We start from the raw sequence: 26903 nt of genomic DNA, 5'->3' as shown, positions 1-26903 counted from the left end.
CGCGTCTTCGAGCGGAAGGAGCCGACCATGGCGGTCGACCGGCACGGCCACCCGATGTCCCGCACCGGCAAGGAGGCCGCGGCCCTCTACGAACAGGCGCTGGAACACCTGCTGTTCTTCCGCGCCGACGTCGCCGACACCTCCCGCCGGCTGCTCGCCGTCGCGCCCCGCTCGGTCATGGGTCACGTCCTCGCCGCCCACCTGGGCCTGCTCGGCACGGAGGAGAAGGAGGCCGCCGACGCCCGCGTCACGTTCGAACGCTTCAAGGAGCACGTGCACCGGGGCGAGATGACACCGCGCGAGCGGATGCACGTAGCCGCCGCCACCTCCTGGCTCAGGGGCGACCTCCACCAGGCGGGCCGGGTGCTCGGCGAGATCTCCGTGGAGTACCCGCGCGACGTGCTCGCGCTGGCCGTCGGCCACCAGATCGACTTCTTCACCGGCGACGCGGCGCGTCTGCGCGACCGGATCGGCGGCGCCCTGTCCGCCTGGGACGCGGCGGACCCGCAGTACGGCCCCGTCCTCGGCATGTACGCCTTCGGCCTCGAGGAGTCGGGCCACTACGAACAGGCGCGGGAGACCGGCCTCGCCGCCGTCGAACGCAGGCCGCGGGACGTGTGGGGCATCCACGCCGTGGTGCACACCTACGAGATGCAGGGCCGGTTCGCCGACGGCATCCGCTACCTGGACGCCCGCACCGCCGACTGGGCGAGGGGCAACTACCTCAACGTGCACAACTGGTGGCACTACTGCCTCTACGCCCTGGAGGCCGGCGACATCACGCGCGTCCTGGAGGTCTACGACGCGGCCCTGCACCACGCGGAGTCGACCGGCGCGGCGATGGAACTCCTGGACGCCGCCGCTCTGCTGTGGCGGCTGCGGCTGGCCGGGCAGGACACGGGCGACCGGTGGGGGCCGCTCGCCGACGCCTGGGCCGCCCGCCACGACGGCCCGTACTACGCCTTCAACGACGTGCACGCCGTGATGGCCTACGTCGGCGCGGGCCGCACCGCCGACGCCGAACGCCTCGTGCGCGCGCGTGAGCACTACGTCGCGTGCGGTGGCCCCGGCGTGTCCAACCACGCCATGACCGCGGACGTCGGGCTGCCCGTCTGCCGGGCGCTGATCGCGTACGGGGAGCACCACTACGACCGGGCCGTGGACCTTCTGCTCCCCGTACGGCACCGCCTGGCGGAGTACGGGGGGAGCCATGCCCAGCGCGACGCCGTGCACAAGACGCTCCTGGAGGCCGCTCTGCGCGCCGGCCGCCACGACCTGTCCCGCACCCTGCTGAGCGAGCGCGTCAACCTGCGCCCGGTCTGCCCGTACAACTGGCTGGCCCAGGCCCGCCTGGCCGACGCTCTGGGGGAGGACGCGCGAGCCGCTGTGGCCCGCGCCAGGGCGGACGAGCAGGCGGCCGACGGCGCGGCGGCGCTCAAGCGCTGACGCGCGGGCCGGCGCGGACGACCCGGGGCGGCGGGAACGGCGTGATCCGGCCAGCGGCTGTATCCGTCGCTTCCGGATGTGGATGCGTGTGGGGTGCAGGTATGCGGGCCGAGCTGCGGTGCGGCATAAGGGGAGTCGACGGTTCCGCGCCAATGATGAAGAAACCGTTGACACGTGACTGCACCCTGTGGCCTAGAAAGGGAGATCCGCTCTCCTCCCAGGGGATGACACTCCGCCCGACGCAGTACAGCGACCGTGGGTCGAGAGTCCGGCTTGCAGGCGGACTTGCTCACGTCAAAGCGCGGTGAAGATTGAGGGGAAATCCTGCTGGACCCCCTGACGTGCGGCGATCGCACCGGCAGAGGGTCGTCCGTGCCTGCCGAACCCGACGGGAGTCCCCTTCGCCGTGGCTACGTTCCTGTACAAACTAGGTCGCCTCGCCTTCCGGCGGCGCCGCTACGTGGCGCTGCTCTGGGTCGTGGCGCTGGCGGGGGCCATCTTCGCCTCCTCGGCGGCGCCCGCCCCGCCCGAGGACTCCTTCTCCATGCCGGGAACGGAGTCGCAGAAAGCTTTCGACCGTCTCGAGGAGCGCTTCCCCGACGCCAGCGCCGACGGAGCCAGCGCCCGCGTCGTGATCCGCGCCCCCAAGGGCGAGAAGCTCACCGAGGGGCAGCAGAAGAGCGAGGTCGACCGGCTGGTCGACACCATAGGCAAGGGCCCGCAGGTGTCGAGCGTCGACGACCCCTACAAGGCCAACGCCGTCAGCAAGGACGGCACCACCGCCTACGCGTCGGTCACCTACAAGGTCGCCGCCACCGAGCTCACCGACGAGGCACGGGACGCGCTGACCGAGGCGACCGACAAGACCCGCGACGCGGGCTTCACGGTCGAGACCGGCGGTGACGCCGTCATGGCCGAGCAGGAGATGGGCGGCAGCGCCGAACTCATCGGCATCGCCATCTCCGCGGTCGTCCTGATCCTCACCTTCGGTTCGCTGGTCGCAGCGGGCATGCCGCTCCTGACCGCGATCATCGGCGTCGGCATCGGCATCTCCGGCATCGCGGCGCTCGGCAGCACCCTCGACCTCTCCGCCACGACCTCCACGCTCGCGATGATGATCGGCCTCGCCGTCGGCATCGACTACGCCCTCTTCATCGTCTCCCGCTACCGAGCGGAGATAGCCGAGGGCCGCGAACCGGAGGAAGCCGCGGGCCGGGCCACCGGAACCGCCGGATCCGCCGTCGTGTTCGCCGGCCTCACCGTGGTCGTCGCCCTCTCGGGCCTCGCGATCGTCAACATCCCGATCCTCACCAAGATGGGTCTGGCCGCCGCGGCCACCGTCGTCATCGCCGTCCTCATCGCGCTCACCATGATCCCCGCGCTGCTCGGCTTCGCCGGCCGCAAGGTGCTGCGCCGCAAGGACCGCAAGAAGTCCGCGAGCGAGCTGTCCGACCCGAACGCCAAGCCGAAGCTCGGCACCCGCTGGGCGCGCTTCGTCCTGCGCCACCCGCTGTCCGTGCTCCTGGTCGCCGTCCTCGGCCTCGGCGCCGTGGCCGTACCCGCCGCGAGCCTGGAACTCGGTCTGCCGGACGAGGGCTCGTCCGCGCCGGACTCCACGCAGCGCAAGGCGTACGACATGCTGTCCCAGTCGTTCGGCGCGGGCTTCAACGGCCCGCTGATGATCACGGTCAGCAAGGACGCCGACGTCGCGGGGGCCGCCAAGACCGTCGGCGACTCGATCGCCAAGATCGACGGCGTCGCCGCCGTGACGCCCGCTCAGGCCAACAAGCCCGGCGACACCGCGATCCTGAACGTCATCCCCGAGACCGGACCGAGCGACCACAAGACCGAGGAACTGGTCAAGTCGATCCGCTCGACCGCCGACGGCATCGGCGCCGACACCGGCTCCGAGATCCTGGTCACCGGCCAGACCGCGATGACCATCGACTTCTCGCAGACCCTCGACGACGCGCTCCTGCCCTACCTCGGCCTGGTCGTCGGACTCGCCTTCCTGCTCCTGATGCTGGTCTTCCGCTCCATCCTGGTCCCGCTCAAGGCGGCGCTCGGCTTCCTGCTCTCGGTGGCCGCCGCGCTCGGCGCCGTGGTCGCGGTCTTCCAGTGGGGCTGGCTCGCCGACCTCGTGGGCGTCGACCAGCCGGGCCCGATCATGAGCATGATGCCGATCTTCATGATCGGCGTGGTCTTCGGCCTGGCGATGGACTACGAGGTCTTCCTCGTGACCCGGATGCGCGAGGCGTACGTCCACGGGGCGCGCCCCGGAGAGTCGGTCGTGACCGGCTTCACCCACGGCGGACGGGTCGTGGCCGCGGCCGCGATCATCATGATCAGCGTCTTCTCCGGCTTCATCATGGAGAACGACGACATGATCAAGATGATGGGCTTCGGTCTGGCCATCGCCGTCCTCTTCGACGCCTTCGTCGTCCGCATGGCGATCGTGCCCGCCGTCCTCGCCCTGCTCGGCAAGTCCGCCTGGTGGCTGCCGCGCTGGCTGGACAAGGTCCTTCCGAACGTCGACGTGGAGGGCGAGAAGCTCCACAAGAACCTCGGCGACACCGGGACGCCCGACGCCGAGACGGACCGGGAACTGGCCCCCGCCGGCCGCTGACACACCGCGGTCCTCGCTGAGCGGGCCGGTCGGGACACCCCACGCGTGGGGGGAGTGCCCCGACCGGCCCGCTCGGTCGTTCCCCGGGGTCCGGACGCCTCAGCGGCGGTCCGCGTAGACCATCCAGACCTGCCCGGGGGCGAAGGTCATCGGCTCGCCGTTCGGCCGGGTGAACGTGGTGCCGCCCTCGGCCGAGGGACGCTCCCAGCGCGTCGCGTACCGCTTCCCGTCGCGCAGCACCGTCGCCTTGCCGCGGCCCACCGTCTCGATGTACGGCGTCACCGCGCCGTTGACGTCCTTGAAGCGTGACGGACGCATGTTCACGTGCTGGATCACGACGGTGCGGGCGCCGAGTCGCTTCCCCGAGGTGCTGCGGGCCGGTGCGCCGTCGAAGGACGCGAGCCAGCGGCCCTGCCGCGGCGACCAGCGGAAGGTGTGGCTCGCGGAGGCGTACTGGACGGTCCGCGCGGCGGTGCGGGCACCGCCCGCCGGGGCCGGGCCGAAACGGAAGCCGATGTCGGCCGGACGTTCGGCCCGCGGCGCCGTACGCAGCAGTGCCTTCGGGCGGACGAAGAGGTTGTGCGGGGCGGGGCGTCCGCTGTGGCGGAAGTACGCGCCGGGCGCACGGTCGTGCGAACGGGCGTACAGCGGCGAGTTCCGCAGCACCTTCTGCAGGGCGCTGCGCGCCCCGGAGTACGCGAGGGCGGGCCGCCCGAACTGGCGCAGGAGCTCGATGTCCGACTCGCGCGCACTGCGCACCGGCCCGACGGCCTTCGGGAGTTTGCTGGAGTACACGCCCATCAGGCGGCTCATGCCGCCCTCGACCTTTTCCACGTAGACGATGTCGGCCCGGTCGAGACCGGTGTGCGGCCGTGCGTGGCGCGCGTTGTCGAACTTCACGGCGAGCACGGGATTCTGTTGTGCCGACTGCCCCGTGAAGGGTGAGGTGATCCGCGGGGCCGGGGCGTCCTCGGGGGAGGGGGCGCTCGCGTACGAGGGGGCTCCCACGGTGAGCGAGGCCGTGGCGACCAGGGCGAGCACTTTCGCGCCGATGCGAGTGCGACGGGTGGCCCGGACTCTCGATGCTGCCTTCAAGGCGTCTCCATTCGTGGCGGGGCGGCAGCCGCAGATGTACCTCCCGCGCCGGTACGGCCAATCACGCCTGGGCCATCCACCGGCGCCCCGTCACTCTTTCCGGGGCACGGCCCGCGTGGCACCGCCTTGAACAGGGCGCAAGTTGTCAGCACGTCTGATGCGCACTAATGTCACCACGCCTTGGTGAACGGGAAATCCGGTGTGATGCCGGTGCGGCCCTCGCCACTGTGATCGGGAAGTCCGGCTCCAGCCCTCGCGGCAGCCACTGGGTACGCACGTACCCGGGAAGGCGGAGTCCGGTCGGTACGACCCGTCAGCCAGGAGACCGGCCAAGGCGCGTTGTCCATCCACGAGGTGCTGGAGAGGGTCTGCCGAGCCATGCACATTGCCGAGGGTTTCCTCCCACCGGCGCACGCGATCGCCTGGGGCGTAGCGTCCGCGCCGTTCGTCGTCCACGGAGTCCGCTCCCTGACCCGTGAAGTCAAGGAACACCCGGAGAGCACGCTGCTCCTCGGCGCCTCCGGGGCCTTCACCTTCGTCCTTTCCGCCCTGAAGATCCCCTCCGTGACGGGCAGTTGCTCGCACCCGACGGGGACCGGGCTCGGGGCGATCCTGTTCCGACCGCCGATCATGACGGTGCTCGGGACCATCACCCTGCTCTTCCAGGCCCTGCTCCTCGCCCACGGCGGGCTCACCACCCTGGGCGCCAACGTATTCTCCATGGCGATCGTCGGGCCCTGGGCGGGATACGCGGTCTACCGGCTCCTCAAGCGGTACGACGTGCCGCTCATGGTCGCCGTGTTCTTCGGCGCGTTCGTCGCCGACCTGTCCACGTACTGCGTCACCAGCGTCCAGCTGGCCCTCGCGTTCCCCGACCCGAGCAGCGGGTTCCTGGGCGCCCTGGGCAAGTTCGGCGGCATCTTCGCCGTCACGCAGATCCCGCTCGCGGTCAGCGAGGGACTGCTCACCGTCCTGGTGATGCGGCTGCTCGTGCAGTCGAGCAAGGGCGAACTGACGCGGCTCGGCGTGCTGTTGCAGCGCAAGCGGCCGACCGCGACGACCGAGCCGACCAAGTCCACCGGGACGCAGACGGGGGCCAGTGCCTGATGAGCCGTAACGCGAAGATCAACACCCTGCTGCTCCTCATCGTGGCCGCACTCGCCGTGCTGCCCATCGCACTCGGACTCGGCGACGACGAGGAAGAGCCGTTCGCCGGCGCCGACGCCCAGGCGGAGACGGCGATCACCGAGATCGAGCCGGACTACGAACCGTGGTTCTCGCCGCTGTACGAACCCCCGTCCGGTGAGGTCGAGTCCGCGCTGTTCGCCCTCCAGGCCGCCCTCGGCGCCGGTGTCCTCGCCTACTACTTCGGAATCCGCAAGGGCCGCAGGCAGGGCGCGGAACAAGCACGTGCGGAACAGGCCGAAGAGGCGCGTGCGAAGCGGGACACCGGCCCCGCCGGGGAACCGGTCGACGCGGACGGCGGCCGGGCCGAGACCGAGCAGGTCTGATCCGGCGTGCTGCCCATCGACGCGGCGGCGCACAGCAGTCGCTGGCGCCGCCGCCACCCCGTGGACAAGGCCGTGCTCGGGCTCGGCCTCACCATTCTCGCCATCTCCCTGCCGCCCTGGCCGGGCGCCGTCCTGGTCCTGGCCGCCGCACTCGTCCTGTTGCTCGGCCCCGCGGGCGTGCCCGCCCGCAAACTGTGGCGCGCCTACCGTGTGCCGCTCGGCTTCTGCGTCACCGGCGCACTCACCCTGCTCGTCCAGGTGGGCGGCCCCGGAGGATTCGTGACGTTCGCGGAGGGCGGCCCGGCGCGTGCGGGCGGGCTGCTCCTGAGGACCTCCGCGGCCTCGCTCGGCGTGCTCCTCTTCGCCTTCACCACGCCGATGTCCGACCTGCTGCCCCGCCTGGTCAAGGCGGGTGTGCCCGCACCCGTGGTGGACGTGGCCCTGGTCACGTACCGGATGAGCTTCCTGCTCCTGGACTCCATGAGCCGCATCCGGCAGGCGCAGGCCGCCCGCCTCGGCCACACCACCCGCGCCGCCGCCTGGCGTTCGCTCGCCGGTCTCGGCGCCACGGCGTTCGTGCGCGCCTTCGACCGGGCGGGCCGCCTGCAGGTGGGCCTCGCCGGGCGCGGCTACGACGGCACCCTGCGCGTCCTCGTGCCCGAGGCCCGCATGTCGCGGTCCTTCGTCGCGGCGGGCGTGGCACTCCTCGCGGGCCTGGCGGCCCTCACCCTCGTACTGGAAAGGTTCCTCCCATGAGCGAGCCGAGGGCTCTGCGCGAGCCGGACGCTCCCGCACGGCCGCACGTCTCCGTCGTCGCCCTGCGCGCGGCGGCGTACGCGTACGAGGACGGGCCCACCGTCCTCAGCGGCCTGGACTTCGACGTCGTCGACGGCCGCGCGCTCGCACTGCTCGGGCGCAACGGCAGCGGCAAGACCACCCTCATGCGCCTCCTCAGCGGCGGACTGCGCCCCGCCGAGGGGAGCCTCACCCTGGACGGCACCCCGGTCACGTACGACCGCAAGGGCCTGACCCGGCTCCGCACCACCGTGCAGCTGGTCGTCCAGGACCCGGACGACCAGCTGTTCGCCGCGTCGGTCGAGCAGGACGTGTCGTTCGGGCCGCTCAACCTCGGCCTGCCCGACCCCGAGGTCAGGGCCCGGGTCGCCGAGGCTCTCGCCGCCCTCGACATCACCCCGCTCGCCGACCGGCCCACCCACCTGCTCTCCTACGGCCAGCGCAAGCGGACCGCGATCGCGGGCGCCGTCGCGATGCGCCCCCGCGTCCTCGTCCTCGACGAGCCGACCGCGGGACTCGACCCCGACGGGCAGGAGCGCCTCCTCGACACCCTGCAAGGACTCCGGGACGCGGGCACGACCGTGGTCATGGCGACCCACGACGTGGACCTGGCCCTGCGCTGGGCGGACGACGCGGCGCTGCTCACCCCCTCCGGCGTACGGACGGGACCGGCCGCGGAGATCCTGGCCCGGCGGGACCTCCTCGACCAGGCGGGCCTGCACCTGCCCTGGGGCATCGCGGTCGGCGAACTCCTGCGCGCCCACGGCCTGCCGACCGGCACGACAGAAGGGCCGCGCACGGCCGAGGAGTTGGCGGCGCTGGTGGCGCGCCCGGCGAGCGGGGCGGACGACGTCTGACCACCCCGGAGGCGGGGCTCAGCCGCTCTTGAGAGTGCGGTCGAGCAGCGACAGCAGCCGATCCCAGTGCCGCCGGAGCCCCTCGGCGTCGAAGGCGTCCGTGTCGGACATGGTGAAGCCGTGGGCCGTGCCCGGGTAGGTCTCGATGGCGTGGGTGACACCCGCCGCGTCGAAGGCCTTGCCGAGCTCGTCGACCGCCTCGGGTGTCAGGTCTCCCTCCGCGAGGCCCAGGTGGACCTCGGCGGTGAGGCCGTGGACGAGGCGGTGCGGGCTGTCCGGCGCGTCGGTGACCACGAAGCCGGGGTGGAAACCCGCGACGGCGGCGACCCGATCCGGGTGGGCGATGGCGGTGCGCATCGCCAGCGAGGCGCCCAGGCAGTAGCCGATCGCGGCGACCGGTCCCGCGCCGACCTCGGGCCGGGCCGCGAGGAAGGAGAGGTAGGCGTCGGCGTCCCGCAGGATCCGCTCGGTGGTGTGCGCCTGGATCAGGGGCATCGCCTGGGCGAAGACGCCGGGACGTTCCGCCTCACCGATGTGGCCCGGGAGGTCGAACACCGGCGCCGGGCCCTGCCGGTAGTAGAGGTTGGGGACGAGTACGCAGTATCCGTGCCCGGCGAGCTCGACGGCCTTGTCCGTCAGCTCGGGGCGCAGGCCGAAGGCGTCCGGGTACAGGAGCACACCGGGGTGCCGCTCGCCGTGGTCGGGAAAGGCGGCGAAGGCGTCGGCCACGCCGTCCGCGGTGGGTATCTGCAGTGTCTGGGTGGGCACGGCTTTCCTTCCGGTCGAGGTCGACGGGGAGCTCCGCGCGTCGCGAGCTCCCCGCACCCGCACGATAGGTGCTGTGCCGTGACCGGAAGCCAGCGCCCCGGGAGCGCTCGGCCGTGCCCGTTCCTCAGCAGTGCCGGTACACGTGCCCGTCCTCGCCAGCCGGCCGCACGTCGCGGTCGCGCAGGGTGACGGAGAGCTTCTTGCCCCAGGCGCGGCACGCCGCGTCGAAGTCCTTCGTCACGTACTCGATGTCGAAGACCTTCCCGTCGTACGCGGACGTGAAGTCGGGGCACTCCTTGTAGTGGGCGCACTCCTCGGTCACCGCGAAGTCGAAGCCGATCCGCTCGCGCCGGTCCAGCAGGTCGGTGGTGTTCTTCTGCGCGATGGCCAGGCCCTGGCTGTGCGCGCGCCGGGCGAGAAGACGGGCGAAGGCGGCCGCGTCGTCGGTGGTGAGCAGGCCGTCGGACCGTTCGTAGGAGTCGAGGTTGTCCGGCTCCACCGCGTCGAAGCCCGCGTCCGCGCAGCCGTCGATCCACTCCCCGACGATCTCGGCGAGCGCCTCGCGCTTCTTGCGCGTGGAGATGTCGAGGAGCGGCTCCTGCCAGTCCTCGTCGACGACCGTCCGCCCCTTCTTGTCGCGGAGGACGAGATCGCTGTGCTCGCGCTGCCACCAGCGCGCCGCCTCCTTGCCGGGCTGGGCCTGGAAGGCGTTGACGTAGCAGATGTTGTAGAGGTCCGGGGCGGGGTCGGCGGTGCGGTCGCGCGAGACGGCACGGACCTTCGCCGGGGGCTTGTACGGGCCGCCCAGCTGATAGTCGAAGGTCGCGTTCACCGGCGGCTGCCGCATGTCGTCCTCGCCGGATCCGGCGGACGGGCCGGACCCGGCGGTCGAGCACCCGACCAGGAGCGCGAGCAGCAGTGCGCCGCCCGTCCCGGCCCGTAGGGTGCGGTTCTTGCTGGTACGCCACTTGGTCCCGTTCACGCGACCATGATCGCAGCCCTCGCGGTCAGGACAGTTTCAGGGCGGTCGGTCAGGACAGTTTCAGGGCCGCCGCGGTCCGCTCGGCCATCCCGGCTTCGCCCAGGGCGTTGGGGTGCACGGGCACGAAGTTCGTGCCGAAGAGGACCGGCTCGATCCAGCGCTGTCCCGCCGGGCGGCACGCGTCGTGCGCGTCGGACGCGGCGGCCATGTCGACGAACGTCGTCCCGGTCTCTCCGGCGGCCCGCTGCGCGGCGCCGTTCAAGTGCGCCTGAAGGTCACGCAGGTACGGCACGTCGCCTTCGGCGATGGGCATCTTGGCGAAGCAGCCGGGCACGGCCTTCGCGGGGGTGATCCACGGGTAGCCGAGGATCGCGACCCTCGCCTTCGGCGACTTCGCCTTGATCTGGTTCAGGGAGTTCTTGATCGCGGGGTACGTCGTCGCGTCGATCTGGTCCTTGAACTTGTCGCCGTTGGCGTCCTTGCAGGGGCTGCCCTTGCCGCCCGACAGGATGCCCGCGCTGCCGCAGGCGAGGATCGCGTTGATGAAGGTGCTGTTGTCGTTGCCGCCGATGGTGAGCGTCACCAGCTCCGTGTCGCTCTTCAGGGCGTCGAACTGCGGGGCGACGCCGGGGTACTGGGACGAGGTGAAGTGCTTCGTCTGGGCACCGCCGCAGGTCACGTCGGTGAGGCGGGCGCCGAGGGAGGCGGCGAGGAGATGCGGGTAGTTCAGGGAGGTGCGGGCGCACAGGAGGGGGGCCCCGGGATCGAGGGGCAGTACGCCCGACCCGGCGCTGTAGCTGTCGCCGAGGGCGACGTAGCGCAGCGGGTCACGGGTGTCGGGAGCGGCGGCGGCCGGCCCCGCGCCGAGGCCGAGGGCGGCGATTCCCGTGACGGCGGCGAGGGCCGCCACTGTGCGCCGCGGTCTGGGCATACGCATGAGGGTTCTCCTCCGGGGGAGAGTGCGTGGGGGGTGGAGCTCGTGCACCGTAGTTCACGATCTTGCAACCCACTACGCGTGCGCGTGCGCATCCCCGCCCGGAGTCTTGGCACTTCGGTGACAACCACACGAACGGCCCGGTGCCCAGGGGGGCGGACAGCGGGCTTTCGCTGTCCGCCCCCCTGGGCACCGGGCCGGGTGACGACGGTTATGACACAGGCGCTCAGTCCTTGAGGATGCGCCGGAGGTTGTCGGCGTTGCCGCAGTCCGCCGCCAGCTGCTTCTCGCGCTCCGCGAGGAAGGCGGCGCCGAGCTCCTCGCGCCGCTCCATGGGGACGTTCTCGCGGGCGCCGTTGAGGATGGTGCGCTCCTCCTCGTCCGCGTGGTGGTTGACGGCCTCGACGAGTTCCTCCAGCTTCTCGTCCCACTCGTCCGAGCCGACGTCCTCGACCTCGAGCAGGGCGAGCAGCGCCTTGTTGCCCTCCTCGTGCTCCTCCTCGCCGTGCTCGACCTCTTCGTCGTCGATGTTCTTGAACCTGCGGAGCGCCGGGTAGACCTCCGCCTCCTCGGCCAGGGCGTGGGCGATGAGCAGGTCGGCGAACTCGCTCAGCGCCGCCGCCCGGTCGGCCTCGACGCTGCGCATCTTGCGGAAGAGGTCCTCCATCGTCCGGTGGTCCTGGAGGATCAGGTCGACGACGTCCTTCGTTGCGGCCATCGGGGTCTGCCTTTCTGCGAGATGGGGCCGGGGTGCTACGGACGCCGTGTACCCCGCCCGAGCCGTTCGATGAGTCGCTCCACCTCGTCGGGGTTGAGGTGGAGGAGCAGTGCGTCCTCGGGTGTGCCCGGGGCGGCGGGCGCGACGACGAGCCGCACGTGCTCGCCGGGCTGTCCCGGGGGCGGGGCGGAGAAGGACGGGGGGAGCGAGGCCCGCCAGGAGAGCAGCGCGTCGCGCAGACGGCCGTGTGCCGAGGCGGTGTCGCGCGCGGCCCAGCGCGTGGTGACGGCGTCGAGGCCGTCACCACGCGGGGCGGAGTCGGTGGTACGTGCCGTGCTGTCGGTGCGTGCTCTGCTGTTGACCATGGAGTCATCCTGGCGACCGCCCGCGGTATCCGCCTCCGGTCGGCCGCAGAGGGAGTAAATCGGCCGCCGCAGAGGGAGCAGAGAGGGGGAGCGGCGCGTCACACGGGTCGCACCCGGCTGTGCAGGAGGCAGAACTCGTTGCCCTCGGGGTCGGCGAGCACGTGCCAGCTCTCCGCGCCGGACTGGCCGACGTCGGCGCGGGTGGCGCCGAGGCCGAGCAGCCGCTCCAGTTCGGCGTCCTGGTCGCGGTCGGTGGCGTTGACATCGATGTGCAGCCTGAGCTTGCCCTTGCGGGGGTCCTGCGTGGGGCCGATGACGAGAGTCGGCTGGGGACCGCCGACGCCGCTCTCGGGCCCGATCTCGATGCTGCCGTCGTCATCCCTCCCCAGCTCGATGTAGCCGAGGACCTCGCGCCAGAACGCGGCGAGGCTTTCGGGGTCGGCCGCGTCGATGACCAGTTCAGTGATTCGGCATGCCATGGGCGGCACCCTATGTCGGCTCGCGGCGGAGCAGGACTGTTTTTCCCGGACTCCGTGGGGCAACCGAGGGGAGCAAGGGCTGTACGGAAACCCGCACAGCCGGAAACAGCTATTGAGCCAGTGCTCTCTTTGGAGGCCCGACCATGCTGAAGGCCATTGCAGACGTTCTCCGAGCCATTGGCGGAGCCATCGCCACGGTGGTCACTCTGCCGTTTCGTGCGGTCGCGCGACTCTTCGGCGGTGCTTCCGACACGGCGCACGGTCACCACTGAGGCCACCGCCGAAAAACCGCTTTATCAAAAATACATGGGAAGGGGGCCCGGGCTGAGCCCGGGCCCCCTTCCCATGTTTCCCTTTTACCAATAGTGCTTGCGGCCGCCCACCGAGTGTCCGACAGCACCGAGGACCCACAGGACCGCACCGATGACAAGAAGTGCGACGCCAATGGTCCAAAGGATGGAAACACCGGTCAGCAGACCGATGACGAGCAGAATGAGACCGAGTGCGATCATGGATCCTCCAACCCTCGGAACGATTAAAGTGTACGCCTGATCAGTGACCCGAGCCGTAGTAACCGCCGAGCTGGTCGCGGTAGGCGGGGTCGCCGAGGTGCTTTTCCCTGTCGAACTCGGGAGCGTTCTTGATCTGCTCCTTCGTGAGGGAGACCAGGATTCGCCGCTCCTCGTTGTCGATGGCCGTCACGGTGCTGGCGGGCAGGAGAACCTCCTTGCCGAAAATCCATACACCCGTGTCGACGACGATGTACTGGTTGGCGACCTCGTTGGAGTGCTTGTCGACCTTGCCGATATGGCCGTCCGCAGCCTCGACCTTGTAGCCCGTCAGGTCACTGTCCGGGCCGTGCCCCGCAGTCGGAACGTAGCTCCACATGTCGTTGTTCATTCAGGACTCCTTGATCGATACCTGACGCGCAAGATGATGAATATCGGAGGGAGTCGCAATGATCAACCGCTCCTGAACCCCGGGTGTCCTGTAATGGCGTCCTCAAACCTTTGGCGGTCGCTTCAGCTTTTTCCGATGGACCACTTATGGGCCAGCTCCGTGAAGGCCCGCGCGGCGGCGGTCCGGTAGCCGCTCTCGCGGTGCAGCAGCGTGACCGTGCGGGCGGGCAGGGCGGGGTCGAGGGGGACGGTGTGCAGGCCGGGGCGGTCCCGGGTGAGGGCGTCCGGCAGGACCGTGGCCAGCGGGGAGTGCCGGACGATCTCGGTGAGGGCGTTGATCGAGGTGGCCTCGACGGCGACATCCGGCCGTACGGCGTGCCGCGCGAGGTGGGCGTCGATGTGCACGCGTGTCGCGAAGTCACCGGTGAGCAGGGCGAGCCGGACGGCGGCGAGCTCGTCGAGCGGCAGGGGAGCGGTGCGCCCGGCGTGCGGGTGCAGGTCGCCGACCACGAGGCTGAGGGTCTCGGTGAACAGGTCCGACGCGGTCAGGCCGGGCAGGTGCGCGCCCTGGAAGGCGATGCCGAGGTCGAGTTCGTCGGCGAGCAGAGCGGGTTCCATGCGCTCCTGGGAAAGCTCCCGCAGGGACAGGGAGATGCCGGGGTGGCGGGTGTGGAGCAGGGCGGTGAGCGGACCGACGAGGTAGGCGGTGAAGGTGGGCGTCACGGCCAGGCGCAGGGACCCGCGGGACAGGTCCGTGACGTCGTGCACGGCGCGTTCGGCCGCCGCCAGGTCCTGGAGGGCGCGTTGCGCGTGAGGGAGGTAGGCGGCGCCGGCGTCGGTGAGGCGCACCGCGCGGCCGCTGCGGTCCAGGAGCGGGACGCCGACCGCGCGCTCCAGCTGGCGGATCTGCTGGGACAGCGTCGGCTGCGAGATGTGCAGCTCCTCGGCCGCCCGCGTGAAGTTGCCGTGCTCGGCGACGGCGAGCAGGTAGCGGAGGTGGCGGAGTTCAGGGGCCATGGCTGAACTATAGATGTCATCGATAGAAGTCATGGTTACTGCGTCTTGGACACTATAGATGCAGGTCGTGCAGGGTTGTTCTCACGAGAAGGGAGTGACCATGCAAGACCTCGCAGCGGGACTCAGACGCTTCCAACGGGACGTCTTCCCGGCCAAGGCGGAGCTGTTCGCGGGCCTGGCCGCCCGGCACACACCGGACACGCTGTTCATCGGGTGCTCGGACGCCCGCGTCGTGCCCGAGCTCATCACCCAGCGCGAGCCGGGCGAGCTGTTCGTCATCCGCACCGCGGGCAACCTCGTCCCGGCGCACGCGCCGTTCGCCGCCGACGGCGTGGCCGCCGGCGTCGAGTACGCGGTGACCGTGCTGGGCGTCACCGACATCGTGGTGTGCGGGCATTCGGCGTGCGGCGCGATGACCGCCCTGGCCGAGGGCCACGACCTGCGCGGCGCCCCCGCCGTCGCCGAATGGCTGCGCCACGCGGACGACGCCGTCGCCCGTACCTCCGACTCCGCGACCGGGGCGGACCGGGTACCGGCCCTGGTGCGCGAGAACGTACGCGCCCAGCTGACCCGCCTGACCACACACCCCTCCGTCGCCCGCGCCCTGGCCCGCGACGAGCTGACGCTGCACGGCTGGGTCTACGACATCCCCACCGGCTCCGTCGAGAACCTCACCCTGGCCACGGCGGCCTGATCCCCCACCCCGGCCCCTCAAATACCTCCCCCGAAAGGACACCCTCATGATCCACGCCCAGTTCGACCCCACCGCCCGCCAGGACCTCGCGGTCCGCGCCGTCGAGGCCAAGGTGCGCGAGGACCTGTCCTGGCAGCAGATCGCCGACGCTGCGGGACTCTCCGTCGCCTTCGTCACCGCCGCTGTGCTCGGCCAGCACGCGCTTCCCGCACCCGCCGCGAAGGCCGTCGCCGACCTCCTCGGCCTGGACGACGACGCGGTGACGCTGCTGCAGACCATCCCGACCCGCGGCTCCATCCCCGGTTCCCTTCCGACCGACCCGACCATCTACCGCTTTTACGAGATGCTCCAGGTCTACGGCACCACGCTGAAGGCCCTGGTCCACGAGCAGTTCGGCGACGGCATCATCAGCGCGATCAACTTCAAGCTGGATGTACGGAAGGTCGCCGACCCCGAGGGGGGCGAGCGCGCGGTGATCACCCTGGACGGCAAGTACCTGCCCACCAAGCCGTTCTGATCCACTGCCCGGAGGGCCCGGTCGCCTGTACGGCCGGGCCCGCCGCACGCCTACGATGCGGGGCGGAGCCGAGTGACGCGGGACGGACGGAGCGACGAGTGACGCAGACCGACGACGTGGTGCGCCTGGTGCGCGGCGTACTGGGCGACGCCGACCTCGTGGGCGTCTACCCGCACGGCTCGGCCGTCCTCGGCGGACTGCGCCCGCACAGCGACCTCGACCTCTTCGTCCTCGCGCGGCGCCCCACCACCGCGGGGCAGCGCCAGGCCCTCACCGACGGCCTGCTCGCCCTCTCCGGCAGCGGCGCCCCGGGCGAGTCGCTGCGCCCCGTCGAGCTGACCGTCGCCGTCCAGGACGACATCCGCCCCTGGACGTACCCTCCCCGCAGCGAGTTCCAGTACGGGGAGTGGCTGCGCGACGCGTACCTGCGCGGCCTGACTCCGGAGCCCGGACCCGACCCGGACCTCGCGCTCCTGCTCACGATGGTGCTGCGCGGCAGGGCGGTTCTCCGGGGGCCGTCACCGGAACACGTCCTCGCCCCGGTCCCGCGCGCCGACCTGAACCGGGCGATGGCCGCCGGCGTCCCTGGCCTGCTCGCCGAGCTGGACACCGACACCCGCAACGTCCTGCTGACCCTCGCCCGCATCTGGACGACCCTCGCGACCGGCGACATCACGTCCAAGGACGCGGCGGCCGACTGGGTCCTCGCCCGTGTCCCCGCCGAGCACCGGCCCGTTCTTGCCCGCGCCCGTGCCATCTACCTCGGCCTGCGGGAGGAGCGCTGGGACGACCTCCTCCCACAGGTGGAACCGCACGCCCAGCATGTCGTCCGGGAGATCGAACGGCTGTCCCGGACGTCCTGCACTCCGTTGATCACAGGGCGAGTTCACGTTCCGACCGGCACCCGCCCCATTGACATCCGACGCACCCCCGGTGAAGCTCCAAGACGCCCGTGTTAACGCTAACAACGAGTCGCCGTCGACAACGGGCAGCAGGCACACCTGAGGGAGCCATCCATGTCAGGTAGTCGTCCCCCGTCGCTGGACCGCCGCACCCTGCTCGCCGCCGCCGCGGCCGGGGCGCTCGCCACCGCCTGCGCCACCGCCGGGGGACGGCCCTCGGGCGAGGTCGCCGTACTCGGCGACAGCGCCGCCTGGGAGAAGCCCATGACCGCCGCGGGCGCGGCCATGAAGTCCGTCGCGGCGCTGCGCCTGGTGCCCGAGGTCAACCCGTCCCTCGAGTCGTTCGAGCAGATCGTGCGGTCCTCGCTGCGCACCGACAAGACGCCGGACATGCTCAAGTACTGGTCCGGCTACCGCCTCCAGGACCTGGCACGCACCGGCGGCATCGAGGACCTGACGGGCCAGTGGGACAAGGCAGCCGCCAAGGGCTGGGTGGAACCGTCGCTGCGGGAGGCGTTCACCTACCGGCGACGGGTGTACGGCCTGCCGATGAACCTCGCCTACTGGGTGATCTTCTACAACCCGCGGGTCTTCCGCGAGCACGGCATCGACACCCCGGAGACCTGGGACGGATTCCTCGGCGCGTGCGAACGCCTGAAGAAGGCGGGCGTCACACCGCTGCACGGCACCGCGGCCGACCGCTGGCCCTCCTTCATCTGGTTCCAGGAGATCCTCAGCCGCCAGGACCCGCGCTTCTACCAGGACCTGATGAACGGCCGCGAGCGCTACACCGATCCACGGGCCGAACGCGCGCTGCGCACCATCGCCTCCTTCTTCGACAAGGACTGGTTCACACCCATGGACCTGAGCCACACCGACGCGGCCGCCGCCCTCGTGCGCGGCACCGTGGGCATGGTGGCCTGCGGCACATGGCTCGGCTCCACCCTCGCTGCCGCGGGCGGCAGACCCGGCAAGAACGTCGACGCGTTCGTGCTTCCCATGGCCGACCCCGGCGCCCGCCCCGGCGTCGTCTTCGAGTCCAGCGCCCTCGTCGCCACCGTCAAGGGCCCCGACCGCACCGAGGCGCTGAAGGCCACCGGCACCTGGCTGCACCCCACCGTCATGAAGGCGTTCGCGCACACCCTCCAGGACGGCTGCCCCAACCCGCGGGTCGAGGCCGCCAACCCCGTCGTCGACGGCCTGACCAGAAAGGTGCGCGGCGACAGACTGTGGCTCCTCAACCGCTTCTGGGAACAGGGCCCGCCCGAACTCGTCGAGGCCACCGTCGACGACCTCGCCGGCTTCCTCCTGAACCCGTCCTCGTACCGCGAGACGCTCCGCACCATGCAGGACCGCGCCGACGACGCCTGGCAGGTCTGGCGGGAGGCGGAGGAGACATGACCGGGACCGCGACCCCGGCACACGGCACGACGGCGAAGTCCGTCCGTGTGCGCCGCAGGGTGCCCACCCGCACCCCGCACCAGGCCGCGAAGGCGGGCGGCGGCAGGCTCGGCGGCCCCCTCGCCGCCCTGCCCTGGGCGCTGCCCGCCTTCGCCCTCGTCGGTGTCCTGCTCGTCTACCCGTTCTTCCGCAGCGTCTACGGAAGCTTCTTCGAGGACAACGGCTTCACCAGCAGCTACACCGGACTCGACAACTACGCCCGGCTCGCCGACGACCCGATCTTCGGCCGTTCGGTCCTCAACACCCTCATGTGGGTGGCCGGCACCCTGCTCCTGCCCGTCCTCGCCGGACTCCTCATCGCCGTCGCCACCCACCGCATGCGGTTCGGCGGCATCGCGCAGCTGATCGTCGTGCTGCCGTTCGCGATCTCGGGCGCGGCCACCGCCGTGCTGTGGAACTTCATGCTGACGTCAGACGGCGCCGTCAACCAGGTGCTGCGCGGCATCGGCCTGGACGGCTGGGCGCAGTCATGGCTCCTGGAGTGGCCGCAGAACACCCTCGCGATGATCGTCGCCAGTACCTGGCAGGCCACCGGCCTGAACGTCGTCCTCTTCGCCATCGGCCTGCGCGGCATCCCGCGCGAGACCGTCGAGGCCGCCGAACTGGACGGCGCGAGCGGCTGGCGCATGTTCCGGCACATCACCCTGCCCCAACTGCGCGCCGTGACCGTCGTGGTGGTCGGCATGGCCATCGTGAACAGCCTCAAGGCGTTCGACATGATCTGGATCCTCACCAAGGGCGGCCCGTCCCGCTCCTCCGAGACCCTCGCGCTGAGCATGTACCGCGAGACGTTCCGGCTGTTCCACGTCGGTTACGGCTCAGCGATCGCCCTCGTCCTCTCCATGATCGTCGTCGCCTCGTCCTGGATGTACCTGCGCCGCCAGATGCCCGACACCGGCCCGACGAAGAGCTGAGGAGGCGTCATGGGACGCGCGGTGCGCACGCTGTTCGTCGCCGGATGCGTGGTGCTCTGGCTGATCCCGCTGTACCTGCTCGTCGTCAACGCGCTGACGCCCGCGGCCGAGTACGCGGGCAGACCCGGGTGGACCGTGCAGGGCTTCGACCTGTGGCAGAACGTGCGGACCGCCTGGGACGCGGCGGGCATCGGCGACAGCTTCCAGGCCTCGCTGCTCTACGCCGCCGTGTGCGGCCTGGTCGCCGTCCTCGTGGCGGCCATGGCGGCGTTCGCCGTCGTCGTCCTGCCCATCCCACGGCCCGCGTTCTGGTTCTGGCTGATCTACTCCGGCACTCTGTTCCCGCTGCAGATGTTCCTCGCGCCGCTCTTCGGCCTCTACGCGGACGCAGGCCTGTACGACACCAGGATCGGCCTGATGCTCGTGTACGCGGCATGGGCCGTGCCCTTCGCGTTCTTCCTCGTGCGCAACCAGCTGACGACCATGTCGCCCGAGCTGACCGAGGCGGCGCTGATCGACGGCGCGTCGTTCGGGCGGATCTTCTGGCGCATCCACGTGCCGCTGATGAAGGCGGGACTCGGCGCGGCCTTCGTCTTCCAGTTCACCGCCGTCTGGAACGACCTCCTCCTCGGCATCACCCTCAGCCGCAGCCCCGACGTACAGCCCGTCATGGCCGCCCTGACCACCCTCAACAACGCCTACGCGTCCACGGGACCGCCCGTCATCCTGGCCGGCGCGCTCATCGTGTCCGTGCCGACCCTGCTCCTCTTCCTGATGTTCCGCGGCCTGTTCCTGCGCGGCATCACCGCATCCACCCGCTGACCCGACACGCCCCCTGCCCCGGGAGAGATCCGCATGACGACACGGGCTCTGGTCCGCACCACCGACTGGGACAACGACCGGATCCGCGAGAGCCTGCGCGCCGACGTCGTGAGCGCCGAGGGAACGCTCGCCGACGGCACCGTCCTGCGGCTCACCGAGGAACCCCTGATGCGGTACGCCGACGACGGCACCCTCCTCCAGTCCCTGAGAGTCGAGACCGTCGACGGCAGGGTGGCTCCGGGGGAGTTGGGGGTACGCACCGACACCGGAACCGCCCTGCGCTGCGAGCGCGTCCCGGGGCCCGGCCGCTCCGTACGGCTGCTGCTGCCCGCCGTCGACGCACCGGCCCGCGTCACCGTCGGCGTCCCCGGCGCGCGGGACGGCATCGACGTCCGCCTGACCCCCCAGCGCCGCTGGACCCTCCACCTCGTCCACCACTCCCACCTCGACATCGGCTACACCGACCCCCAGGGCCGCGTCCTCGCCGAGCACCTGTCGTTCCTCGACTCCTGCCTGGAACTCACCCGCGCCACCGACGACTGGCCCGCCGAATCCCAGTTCCGGTGGTGCGTCGAGTCGTTGTGGTCGTTCCAGCAGTGGGCCGCGGCGCGTCCGGCCGAACAGGTCGAGGAGTTCGTACGACGGGTCCGCGAGGGGCGCATCGAGCTGACCGCGCTGCCGTTCAACCTGCACACCGAGACCTGCTCCACGGACGAACTGCACGAACTCCTGCGCCTCGCCCGCACCGTCCGCGACGCACACGGCGTCGACTTGACCTCCGCCATGCAGACCGATGTGCCCGGCGCGGTCGTCGGCCTCGTCGACGCCCTCGCCGCGGCGGGCGTCAAGTACCTGTCCGTGGCGCACAACTGGGCCGGACGCTCCGTCCCCCACCTGGTCGGCGGCGAGAAACTGCCCCGCCTCTTCCGGTGGCGCGCACCGAGCGGCAACAGCGTCCTGGTCTGGGTCACCGACACCCCGCACGGCCTCGCCTACATGGAGGGCCCGCTCCTCGGCTTCGACACGGACTACGAAGACGTCGACGACCTGCTCCCCGCCTACCTGACCTCCCTCGCCACCCACCCCTACCCCTACCGCGGCGGCATCTTCGGCTGGGCCATGGACCACACCGAGGTCAAACGCGAGCCCTACCCCTGGGACATCCTCCACCTGCGCGTCCAGGGCAAGTTCGGCGACAACGCGCCGCCCCGCCGCATCATCGCCGACACCGTCCGCCGCTGGAACGACACCTGGGCCTACCCGCGGCTGCGCCTCTCCCGCAACGAGGACTTCTTCACCGACGCCGAGGCCGGGCTCGGCGACGAGATCCGCACCTTCGAGGGCGACTGGACCGACTGGTGGGTCGACGGCATCGGCTCCGGTGCGCGCCCGCTGTCCCTGGCCAGGACCGCCCAGTCCGTGGTCGCCGACGCCCAGACCATCGGCACGTTCGCCGCCCTCCTCGGCGCCACGGGGGCCGAGGACGACAGCAGGGACGCCGCCGGGGTCTACGAAGCGGTGTCGCTCTTCGACGAGCACACCTGGGGCGCCGGCGACCCATGGACCCACGGCGACGAGGGCGGCCACTCCGGGGAGCACCAGTGGCACTGGAAGTACGGGCAGGCGATGCGCGCCCACGACGACGGCAACGCGCTCCTCGCCCGCGCGAGCGCCCGCCTCGGACAGCGGCTCGCCGCGGCCCCGGACGCGGCGGCGACGTACCACGTCGTCAACACCTGCTCCTGGCCGCGCACCGACGTCGTCCACATCTTCCTGCCCGAGAGCACCGTGCCGCCGGAGCGGCGCGTCACCGTCCGCGACGCACGCGACGGACGCCTGCTCCCCTACGAGGAGCGGCCGCAGACCAACGACGACCACCGCGACGCGGGCCGCTTCCTCCTCGTCCGCGTCGACGACGTGCCGCCCGCCGGTACGGTGCGCCTCGACGTCCTCGCCACTGCCGCGGAGCCCCACGAGGAACGGCGGAGCACGACGGTGAAGACCGCCACCGGCTGGAACCCCACCGGTGGCACCGAGAGGGAGGACCCCGCGGACACCGCGGCCGAGGCCCTCGCGCACCCCGACCCGACTCTCCTGGAGAACGAGTACTTCATGGTCCGCGTCGACCTCGCGCACGCCTGTGTCGCCTCCATCACCGACAAGAGGTCCGGCCGCGAACTCGTCCGCCAGGACGCCATCACCGGCTTCAACGGCTACCTCCACGACAGCTACACCACCGCGGGCGCCTTCAACCACAACTCCAGCCGCACCACGGCGTCCGACCGCCTCGAACACCTCGGCACCCGCGCCGTCCCCCCGCCCGCCGCGCTCATCGCCCGCCGCTCCACACCCACCGCCGAGTCCCTCACCTACGAGACCCGCCCCGCGGGCGCCAACCGGCTGCGCACCACGCTCACCCTCCGGCACGGCGTGCCCCGCATCGACATCGAGAACCGCCTCGACAAGGACGCCCGACTCGGCAAGGAGAGCGCCTACTTCGCGTTCCCGTTCGCCTTCGACGACCCGGTCGTCCGCATGGAGGCGACGGGCGGCGTCACGGGCACCGGGCTGCCCGTCGTGCCCGGCTCCGCGCTGCACATGCGGGCGGTGCGCCGCTGGGTGACGCTCGGCGACGACGAGCTGACGGTGGCCTGGTCGACGCAGGACGCGCCGCTCGTCCAGTTCGGCAACATCGCCCTGCCCTACGCGCCGTTCCCGAAGACCATGGGCCACGACGAGCCCGCCACCGTCTTCTCCTGGATCCACAACAACCTCTGGGACACCAACTTCCCCAGTCGGCAGGGCTTCGAATTCACCTACCGCTACAGCCTGGCCAGCAGTTCCCGTACCAGCGGTTCCCGTGCCGGCGGCCTGGGGCCACAGACGGCCGCCGCCTGGAGCCGCCCGATGCGCGCCGTCCGGGCCCGGGGGAGCTCGGACGGCGCGCCGGACCTGCCCGACACCCACTCCTTCGTCGACATCGACGACCCGCGCGTCCGGCTCGTCGGCGCCACCACACCGCGACCCGGCCACGTCCTGCTGCGCCTCCAGTCGTTCGCGGAAAAGCCCCTGACCTGCCGTATCCGCACCCGCTTCCCGGTCACCGCCGCGCACCGGGCGGACTACCTCGGCACCGCGGCCGAACCGCTGTCCCGCACGGACGACGGAACGACCCTCGACGTGCCGGCGCTCGGCACGACGGCCGTGCTCCTCGTACGGCCCTGACCCCGGGCCCCCGCAATCCGCATGTCCTGTCCGCACGAAGGAGAACGTGTGTACCGGCTCGACCCGCGCCACCCGCCCGCGCCCGGAGCCGTCCTCGCCACCGGCTGGCAGGCCGTCGCCGCGCGCCTGCCGACGGGCCCCGCCACCGTCGCCGTGGACGGCCCTCCGACCGCGGCCTGGGACGACCTCGCCGCACGGCTCACCGGGGAACTGACCGCACGCGGCACCACCGTGCGCGCCCTCGACCTGCGCGCCCACCACACGCCGCCCTCCGAAGTGCTCCGCCGCACCGAATCCGCCGCGGACACCAGGGACCCGTACTATGCCAAGCTCGCGGAGAACCCCCTGCACGACCTCTTCGACGAGCTTCCCCGGCCACGCCCGCCGCAGGGCCGCGAGGTGCTCCTCGTCCACGGCCCCGGCGCCGCACTTCTCCCGCACGATGTGCTCTGGTACGCCGACCTGCCCAAACGGCACGCCGAGGCGGCCGTCGCCGCCGGTAGGGGACGCAACCTCGGACTCCCCGGCGATCCGGGAAGCCTGCGACGGCTCTTCTACGTCGACTGGCCCATGCTCGACCGCCACCGGGACTCCCTCGCACCCCGCCTCGACGCATGGCTCGACCTACAGCACCCCGGCCGCCCCACATACATCGACGGCACCGGGCTCCGCGCCACCCTCGAAGGCCTCGCCCGCCGACCCGTGCGCACCCGCCCCTACTTCAACTCGACTCCCTGGGGAGGGCATTGGGCCCAGGACCGGCTCGGCTTCGACCCCACTACCCGCAACACCGCGCTCGGTTACGAACTCATCGCCCCCGAAGCGGGCGTCCTCATCGGCACGCACCCCGGCCAACAAGCCGAAGTGCCCTTCCAGTTGCTGTGTGTCCTGCACCCCGAAGCGATGCTCGGCCCGCCGGTGGCCGCCCGCTTCGGCACCTCCTTCCCGATCCGCTTCGACTACCTCGACACGCTGGGCGGCGGCAACCTGTCCGTGCACTGCCACCCCAAGGCGCGGTACATGAAGGAGCGGTTCGGCTGGTCCTACACCCAGCACGAGACGTACTACATGACCGTCGGCAGCCCGGACACCCGCGTCTTCCTGGGCCTGCGCGAGGACGTCGACCTGGACCTCTTCCGCAAGGAGATCGAGGAGGCCGCGCACGACGGGGTGCCGATGGACCCCGAGGACCACGTCATGACGTTCCCCGCCGAACAGGGCCGCCTCTTCATGATCCCGGCGGGCACACCGCACGCCTCCGGCGCGGGTAACGTCGTCCTGGAGATCAGCGCCACGCCGTACCTCTACTCCCTGCGCTTCTACGACTGGCTGCGCCCCGACGCCGACGGCCGCCCCCGCCCACTCCCTTACGAACACGGCCTCGCCAACCTGGAGACCGAACGACGCGGCGACGCCGTCGCGCAGGACCTGGTCCAGGAACCGCGCACCCTGCGCGAGGGACGGGGCCGGCGCGAGGAACTCCTGGGCGCGCTGGACGAGATGTTCTACGAGGTGCGGCGCCACGCCCTCGACGTGGGCGCCGAGACCGACGACGACACCGCGGGCCGCTTCCACGTCCTCAACGTGGTGGAGGGCGAAGGCGTCATGCTCCACACGGAGGCGGGGGAGCGACACACGCTGTTCCGCTCGGAGACGCTGACGGTGCCCGCGGCCGTCGGCCGCTACCGGCTCGCCGCCGTCGGCGAATCCCCGGTCAAGGTCGTCAAGGCGCTGGTCCGCGAGGAGCCGGACAGCCGGACCGGTTCACGGGGCGACCCGTGAGACCCGTCCTCGAACTCGGCGGCACCCACGTCACCGCGGCCCTCGCGGACCCCGGCACGGCGACCGTGCTGCGCAGGGTGCGCGAGCCGGTACGCGCGCGTGGCTCGGCCGAGCACGTCCTCGGCGCGCTCGTCCGCTGCGCCGGGGAGCTGGACGCGCCCGCCGGGGAGGTGTGGGGCGTCGCGGTCCCCGGCCCCTTCGACCACGACAAGGGCATCGCGCGCTTCGCCGGCGTCGGCAAGTTCGACGACCTGTACGGCGTCGACGTACGCGCGGTCCTCCTCGACGCGGTGTGGCCGCGCCCCGCCCACGCGGTCTTCCTCAACGACGCACACGCCTTCCTCCTCGGCGAATGGCGCTCCGGCGCGGCACGTGGCCACGAACGCTGCGCGGGCATCACCCTCGGCACGGGCGTGGGCTCGGCTTTCATGGTGGCGGGCCGCGCCCGGCACGAAGGCCCCGGCATCCCCCCACAGGGCCGCATCGACCTCGTCGATGCGGGCGGCAGACCGCTGGAGGACACGGTGTCGCGCCGCGCGATCCTGGCACACTACGGCGGCGAGGATGCGCCCCTCGACCCCGCCCTGGACGTGAGCGACATCGCGGGCCGGGCGCGGGCGGGGGAGCGTCGGGCACGACGCGTCCTCGACGAGGCGTTCACGACGCTCGGCGCGGTACTCGCCCCGCGCCTGCGCGACTTCGAGGCGACCGTTCTCGTCGTCGGCGGCGCGATGGCCGCCTCCTGGGACCTCCTTCGCCCCGCACTCCGCGCCGGCCTGGGAGATACTCCCGTCACGCTCCGCCCCGCAGGGCTGGGCGAGGACGCGGCCCTGGTCGGAGCGGCGGCGCACGTGGCGGCGGTGCGCTGAAAGCCGGTCGCCACCGGCGCACGGACGCGCCGCCGCGCCACGCCGGAACGGCACACGGGACAAACGGGAAGGATCCGCACCATGCCCGCACCGCATGACCCGCAGAGCGCCCGGGCGGCGCGCGACGCCCGTGATCGCCTTCCACGCGACGCGCATCGCGGGCAGCCCACCCTCCGGGACGTCGCCGAGCGCGCCGGGGTCAGCGCGATGACGGCGTCGCGGGTGCTGCGCGACGATCCGCAGGTGCTGCCCGCCACCCGCGCGCGCGTGCGGGCCGCGGCCGACGCACTCGGGTACCGGCCCAACGAGGTCGCGCGCAGTCTCCGGCTCGGCCGCGGCACCGGACTCGTCGGACTCGTCGTCACCAACCTCGCCAACCCCTTCTACTCACGCCTCGCCCTCGGCGTGGACTCCGTGGTCGGCGAGCACGGGCTGAAGACCGTCATCGGCAACACCGGCCAGGACCTCGAAGCCGAACGGGAACTCCTCGCCGACCTGGTGGCCCGGCGCGTCGACGGGATCATCGCGGTGCCCGCGGGCGCCGACCAACGGCACCTCGCCGCGGCCGTGGCCGACGGCGTGCCCGTCGTCCTCGCCAGCCGCCCGCCCGAGGGCTTCGCGGCGGACTGTGTCCTGGTCGACGACTTCGGCGGAGCCCACGCCGCGACGGCCCGCCTCCTGGAGCGCGGTCACCACCGCATCGGCTTCCTCGGCTCGCCGCCCGCCGTCCACACCGGCACCGAACGGCTCCGCGGCTACGCGGCGGCGCTCGCCGAGGCCGGGTTCGCCCTCGACACACATCTCGTACGCCAGGGGCAGACGGAACCGCGGCAGGCGACGCGCGCCGCCGCCGAGCTCCTCGCGCTGCCCACACCCCCGACCGCGCTGTTCTGCTCCAACAACCGGAACACGATAGGGGCGTTCCGGGCGCTGAGAGAAGCGGGCGGCGCCGACGTCGCCCTCGCCGGGTTCGACGACTTCGAACTCGCCGACGCGCTCGGCCTGCCCCTCACACTCGTCGCCTACGACACCGACGAACTCGGGCGCGCGGCGGGCCGGCTCCTCGCCGACCGCTTGCACGACCGGGCCGCGCCCACCGGGCCGCGCGAGATCGTGGTGCCCACCCACCTGGTGGAGTACGGGATGTGAGGCACCGTACGGGAGCGGAACGAAACGCGGTGGACCGTACGTTGAGCAGGGCGGGGCCACGCCGTGCGCACCCGAG

At 71.7% G+C, this 26903-nt stretch carries 27 protein-coding genes and 1 riboswitch; of the genes, 17 read left to right on the top strand and 10 right to left on the bottom strand.

Annotated features, from left to right (window positions below; all coding sequences use genetic code 11):
- Positions 1–27: 27 nt before the first annotated feature.
- Positions 28–1446, top strand: coding sequence for a tetratricopeptide repeat protein (locus DEJ47_RS01215; protein ID WP_150164065.1), 1419 nt, complete (start codon positions 28–30; stop codon positions 1444–1446).
- A 406-nt stretch (positions 1447–1852) separates the two neighbouring features.
- Positions 1853–4072 (top strand): MMPL family transporter, encoded by a 2220-nt coding sequence (locus DEJ47_RS01210; RefSeq protein WP_150164064.1) that lies wholly within the window; start codon positions 1853–1855, stop codon positions 4070–4072.
- A 99-nt stretch (positions 4073–4171) separates the two neighbouring features.
- Here DEJ47_RS01210 and DEJ47_RS01205 read toward each other — a convergent pair whose 3' ends face one another.
- Positions 4172–5167 (bottom strand): DUF3048 domain-containing protein, encoded by a 996-nt coding sequence (locus DEJ47_RS01205; protein ID WP_150164063.1) that lies wholly within the window; start codon positions 5165–5167, stop codon positions 4172–4174.
- 164 nt (positions 5168–5331) lie between these two features.
- Positions 5332–5516: riboswitch (cobalamin riboswitch) on the top strand.
- A gap of 29 nt (positions 5517–5545) precedes the next feature.
- Between DEJ47_RS01205 and DEJ47_RS01200 the strand changes: the two genes are divergently transcribed.
- Genes DEJ47_RS01200 through DEJ47_RS01185 form a run of 4 tightly spaced genes read left to right on the top strand, consistent with a single transcriptional unit; the run spans position 5546 to position 8330 of the window.
- Positions 5546–6274, top strand: coding sequence for an energy-coupling factor ABC transporter permease (locus tag DEJ47_RS01200; RefSeq protein ID WP_150164062.1), 729 nt, complete (start codon positions 5546–5548; stop codon positions 6272–6274).
- On the top strand, positions 6274–6678 hold the full coding sequence (locus tag DEJ47_RS01195) for an energy-coupling factor ABC transporter substrate-binding protein (protein ID WP_150164061.1): 405 nt from the start codon (positions 6274–6276) through the stop codon (positions 6676–6678). The genes DEJ47_RS01200 and DEJ47_RS01195 overlap by 1 nt, the downstream gene beginning before the upstream one ends.
- 6 nt (positions 6679–6684) lie before the next feature.
- Complete coding sequence (cbiQ, locus tag DEJ47_RS01190; protein ID WP_150164060.1) at positions 6685–7434, top strand: cobalt ECF transporter T component CbiQ; 750 nt, start codon at positions 6685–6687, stop codon at positions 7432–7434.
- Complete coding sequence (locus tag DEJ47_RS01185) at positions 7431–8330, top strand: energy-coupling factor ABC transporter ATP-binding protein (RefSeq protein ID WP_190415219.1); 900 nt, start codon at positions 7431–7433, stop codon at positions 8328–8330. Before cbiQ ends, DEJ47_RS01185 begins: the two co-directional genes overlap by 4 nt.
- Positions 8331–8348: 18 nt before the next feature.
- Here the strand turns inward: DEJ47_RS01185 and DEJ47_RS01180 are convergent, their stop codons facing one another.
- The 6 genes from DEJ47_RS01180 to DEJ47_RS01155 all read right to left on the bottom strand — a co-directional run bounded on the left by DEJ47_RS01180 (position 8349) and on the right by DEJ47_RS01155 (position 12576).
- Positions 8349–9098, bottom strand: coding sequence for a dienelactone hydrolase family protein (locus DEJ47_RS01180; RefSeq protein WP_150164059.1), 750 nt, complete (start codon positions 9096–9098; stop codon positions 8349–8351).
- A 124-nt stretch (positions 9099–9222) separates the two neighbouring features.
- Positions 9223–10080 carry an endo alpha-1,4 polygalactosaminidase gene (locus DEJ47_RS01175; protein ID WP_223828185.1) on the bottom strand — a complete coding sequence of 286 codons (858 nt, stop codon included), beginning with the start codon at positions 10078–10080 and terminating at the stop codon, positions 9223–9225.
- Positions 10081–10129: 49 nt separating this feature from the next.
- The gene (locus tag DEJ47_RS01170) at positions 10130–11011 is read right to left on the bottom strand and encodes an SGNH/GDSL hydrolase family protein (protein WP_150175358.1); all 882 of its coding nucleotides are present in this window, start codon (positions 11009–11011) and stop codon (positions 10130–10132) included.
- 229 nt (positions 11012–11240) lie between these two features.
- Positions 11241–11732: a hemerythrin domain-containing protein gene (locus tag DEJ47_RS01165; RefSeq protein WP_150164058.1), complete on the bottom strand. Its 492-nt coding sequence runs from the start codon at positions 11730–11732 to the stop codon at positions 11241–11243.
- Between the two features lie 35 nt (positions 11733–11767).
- On the bottom strand, positions 11768–12097 hold the full coding sequence (locus DEJ47_RS01160) for a hypothetical protein (protein ID WP_150164057.1): 330 nt from the start codon (positions 12095–12097) through the stop codon (positions 11768–11770).
- Positions 12098–12195: 98 nt separating this feature from the next.
- Positions 12196–12576 (bottom strand): VOC family protein, encoded by a 381-nt coding sequence (locus DEJ47_RS01155; RefSeq protein WP_150164056.1) that lies wholly within the window; start codon positions 12574–12576, stop codon positions 12196–12198.
- 143 nt (positions 12577–12719) lie between these two features.
- Here DEJ47_RS01155 and DEJ47_RS37290 point away from each other — a divergent pair, with 143 nt between their 5' ends.
- Entirely contained in the window at positions 12720–12848 is a 129-nt protein-coding gene (locus DEJ47_RS37290; RefSeq protein WP_263398772.1) for an LPFR motif small protein, read from the top strand.
- Positions 12849–12932: 84 nt separating this feature from the next.
- Here DEJ47_RS37290 and DEJ47_RS36215 read toward each other — a convergent pair whose 3' ends face one another.
- From DEJ47_RS36215 to cynR, 3 genes are all read right to left on the bottom strand, one after another.
- Positions 12933–13088, bottom strand: a complete 156-nt coding sequence (locus DEJ47_RS36215; RefSeq protein WP_165284346.1) for a DUF6131 family protein — start codon at positions 13086–13088, stop codon at positions 12933–12935.
- A 40-nt stretch (positions 13089–13128) separates the two neighbouring features.
- Positions 13129–13476: a PRC-barrel domain-containing protein gene (locus tag DEJ47_RS01150; RefSeq protein WP_150164055.1), complete on the bottom strand. Its 348-nt coding sequence runs from the start codon at positions 13474–13476 to the stop codon at positions 13129–13131.
- Between the two features lie 122 nt (positions 13477–13598).
- A complete protein-coding gene (gene cynR, locus DEJ47_RS01145) occupies positions 13599–14492 on the bottom strand; it encodes a transcriptional regulator CynR (protein WP_150164054.1) in 894 nt (297 codons plus the stop codon).
- A gap of 100 nt (positions 14493–14592) precedes the next feature.
- Between cynR and DEJ47_RS01140 the strand changes: the two genes are divergently transcribed.
- The 10 genes from DEJ47_RS01140 (at position 14593) to DEJ47_RS01095 (ending at position 26827) form a co-directional block, all read left to right on the top strand.
- On the top strand, positions 14593–15186 hold the full coding sequence (locus tag DEJ47_RS01140) for a carbonic anhydrase (protein ID WP_150164053.1): 594 nt from the start codon (positions 14593–14595) through the stop codon (positions 15184–15186).
- A gap of 46 nt (positions 15187–15232) precedes the next feature.
- On the top strand, positions 15233–15703 hold the full coding sequence (gene cynS, locus DEJ47_RS01135; protein ID WP_150164052.1) for a cyanase: 471 nt from the start codon (positions 15233–15235) through the stop codon (positions 15701–15703).
- A 98-nt stretch (positions 15704–15801) separates the two neighbouring features.
- Entirely contained in the window at positions 15802–16662 is an 861-nt protein-coding gene (locus tag DEJ47_RS01130; protein ID WP_150164051.1) for an aminoglycoside adenylyltransferase family protein, read from the top strand.
- 57 nt (positions 16663–16719) lie between these two features.
- Positions 16720–18006, top strand: a complete 1287-nt coding sequence (locus tag DEJ47_RS01125; protein ID WP_150164050.1) for an ABC transporter substrate-binding protein — start codon at positions 16720–16722, stop codon at positions 18004–18006.
- On the top strand, positions 18003–18980 hold the full coding sequence (locus tag DEJ47_RS01120) for a carbohydrate ABC transporter permease (RefSeq protein WP_150164049.1): 978 nt from the start codon (positions 18003–18005) through the stop codon (positions 18978–18980). Before DEJ47_RS01125 ends, DEJ47_RS01120 begins: the two co-directional genes overlap by 4 nt.
- A 9-nt stretch (positions 18981–18989) precedes the next feature.
- Positions 18990–19802 carry a carbohydrate ABC transporter permease gene (locus tag DEJ47_RS01115; RefSeq protein ID WP_150164048.1) on the top strand — a complete coding sequence of 271 codons (813 nt, stop codon included), beginning with the start codon at positions 18990–18992 and terminating at the stop codon, positions 19800–19802.
- Positions 19803–19835: 33 nt separating this feature from the next.
- Positions 19836–23027, top strand: coding sequence for a glycoside hydrolase family 38 C-terminal domain-containing protein (locus tag DEJ47_RS01110; protein WP_150164047.1), 3192 nt, complete (start codon positions 19836–19838; stop codon positions 23025–23027).
- A gap of 48 nt (positions 23028–23075) precedes the next feature.
- A complete protein-coding gene (locus DEJ47_RS01105) occupies positions 23076–24809 on the top strand; it encodes a class I mannose-6-phosphate isomerase (RefSeq protein WP_150164046.1) in 1734 nt (577 codons plus the stop codon).
- Positions 24806–25678 (top strand): ROK family protein, encoded by an 873-nt coding sequence (locus tag DEJ47_RS01100; RefSeq protein ID WP_150164045.1) that lies wholly within the window; start codon positions 24806–24808, stop codon positions 25676–25678. The genes DEJ47_RS01105 and DEJ47_RS01100 overlap by 4 nt, the downstream gene beginning before the upstream one ends.
- A gap of 81 nt (positions 25679–25759) precedes the next feature.
- Positions 25760–26827: a LacI family DNA-binding transcriptional regulator gene (locus DEJ47_RS01095; RefSeq protein WP_150164044.1), complete on the top strand. Its 1068-nt coding sequence runs from the start codon at positions 25760–25762 to the stop codon at positions 26825–26827.
- Positions 26828–26903 lie beyond the last annotated feature (76 nt).

Origin of the sequence: Streptomyces venezuelae (assembly GCF_008642355.1) — a bacterium.
Classification (GTDB): domain Bacteria; phylum Actinomycetota; class Actinomycetes; order Streptomycetales; family Streptomycetaceae; genus Streptomyces; species Streptomyces venezuelae_B.
This window is presented reverse-complemented; position numbering and strand designations above follow the sequence as displayed.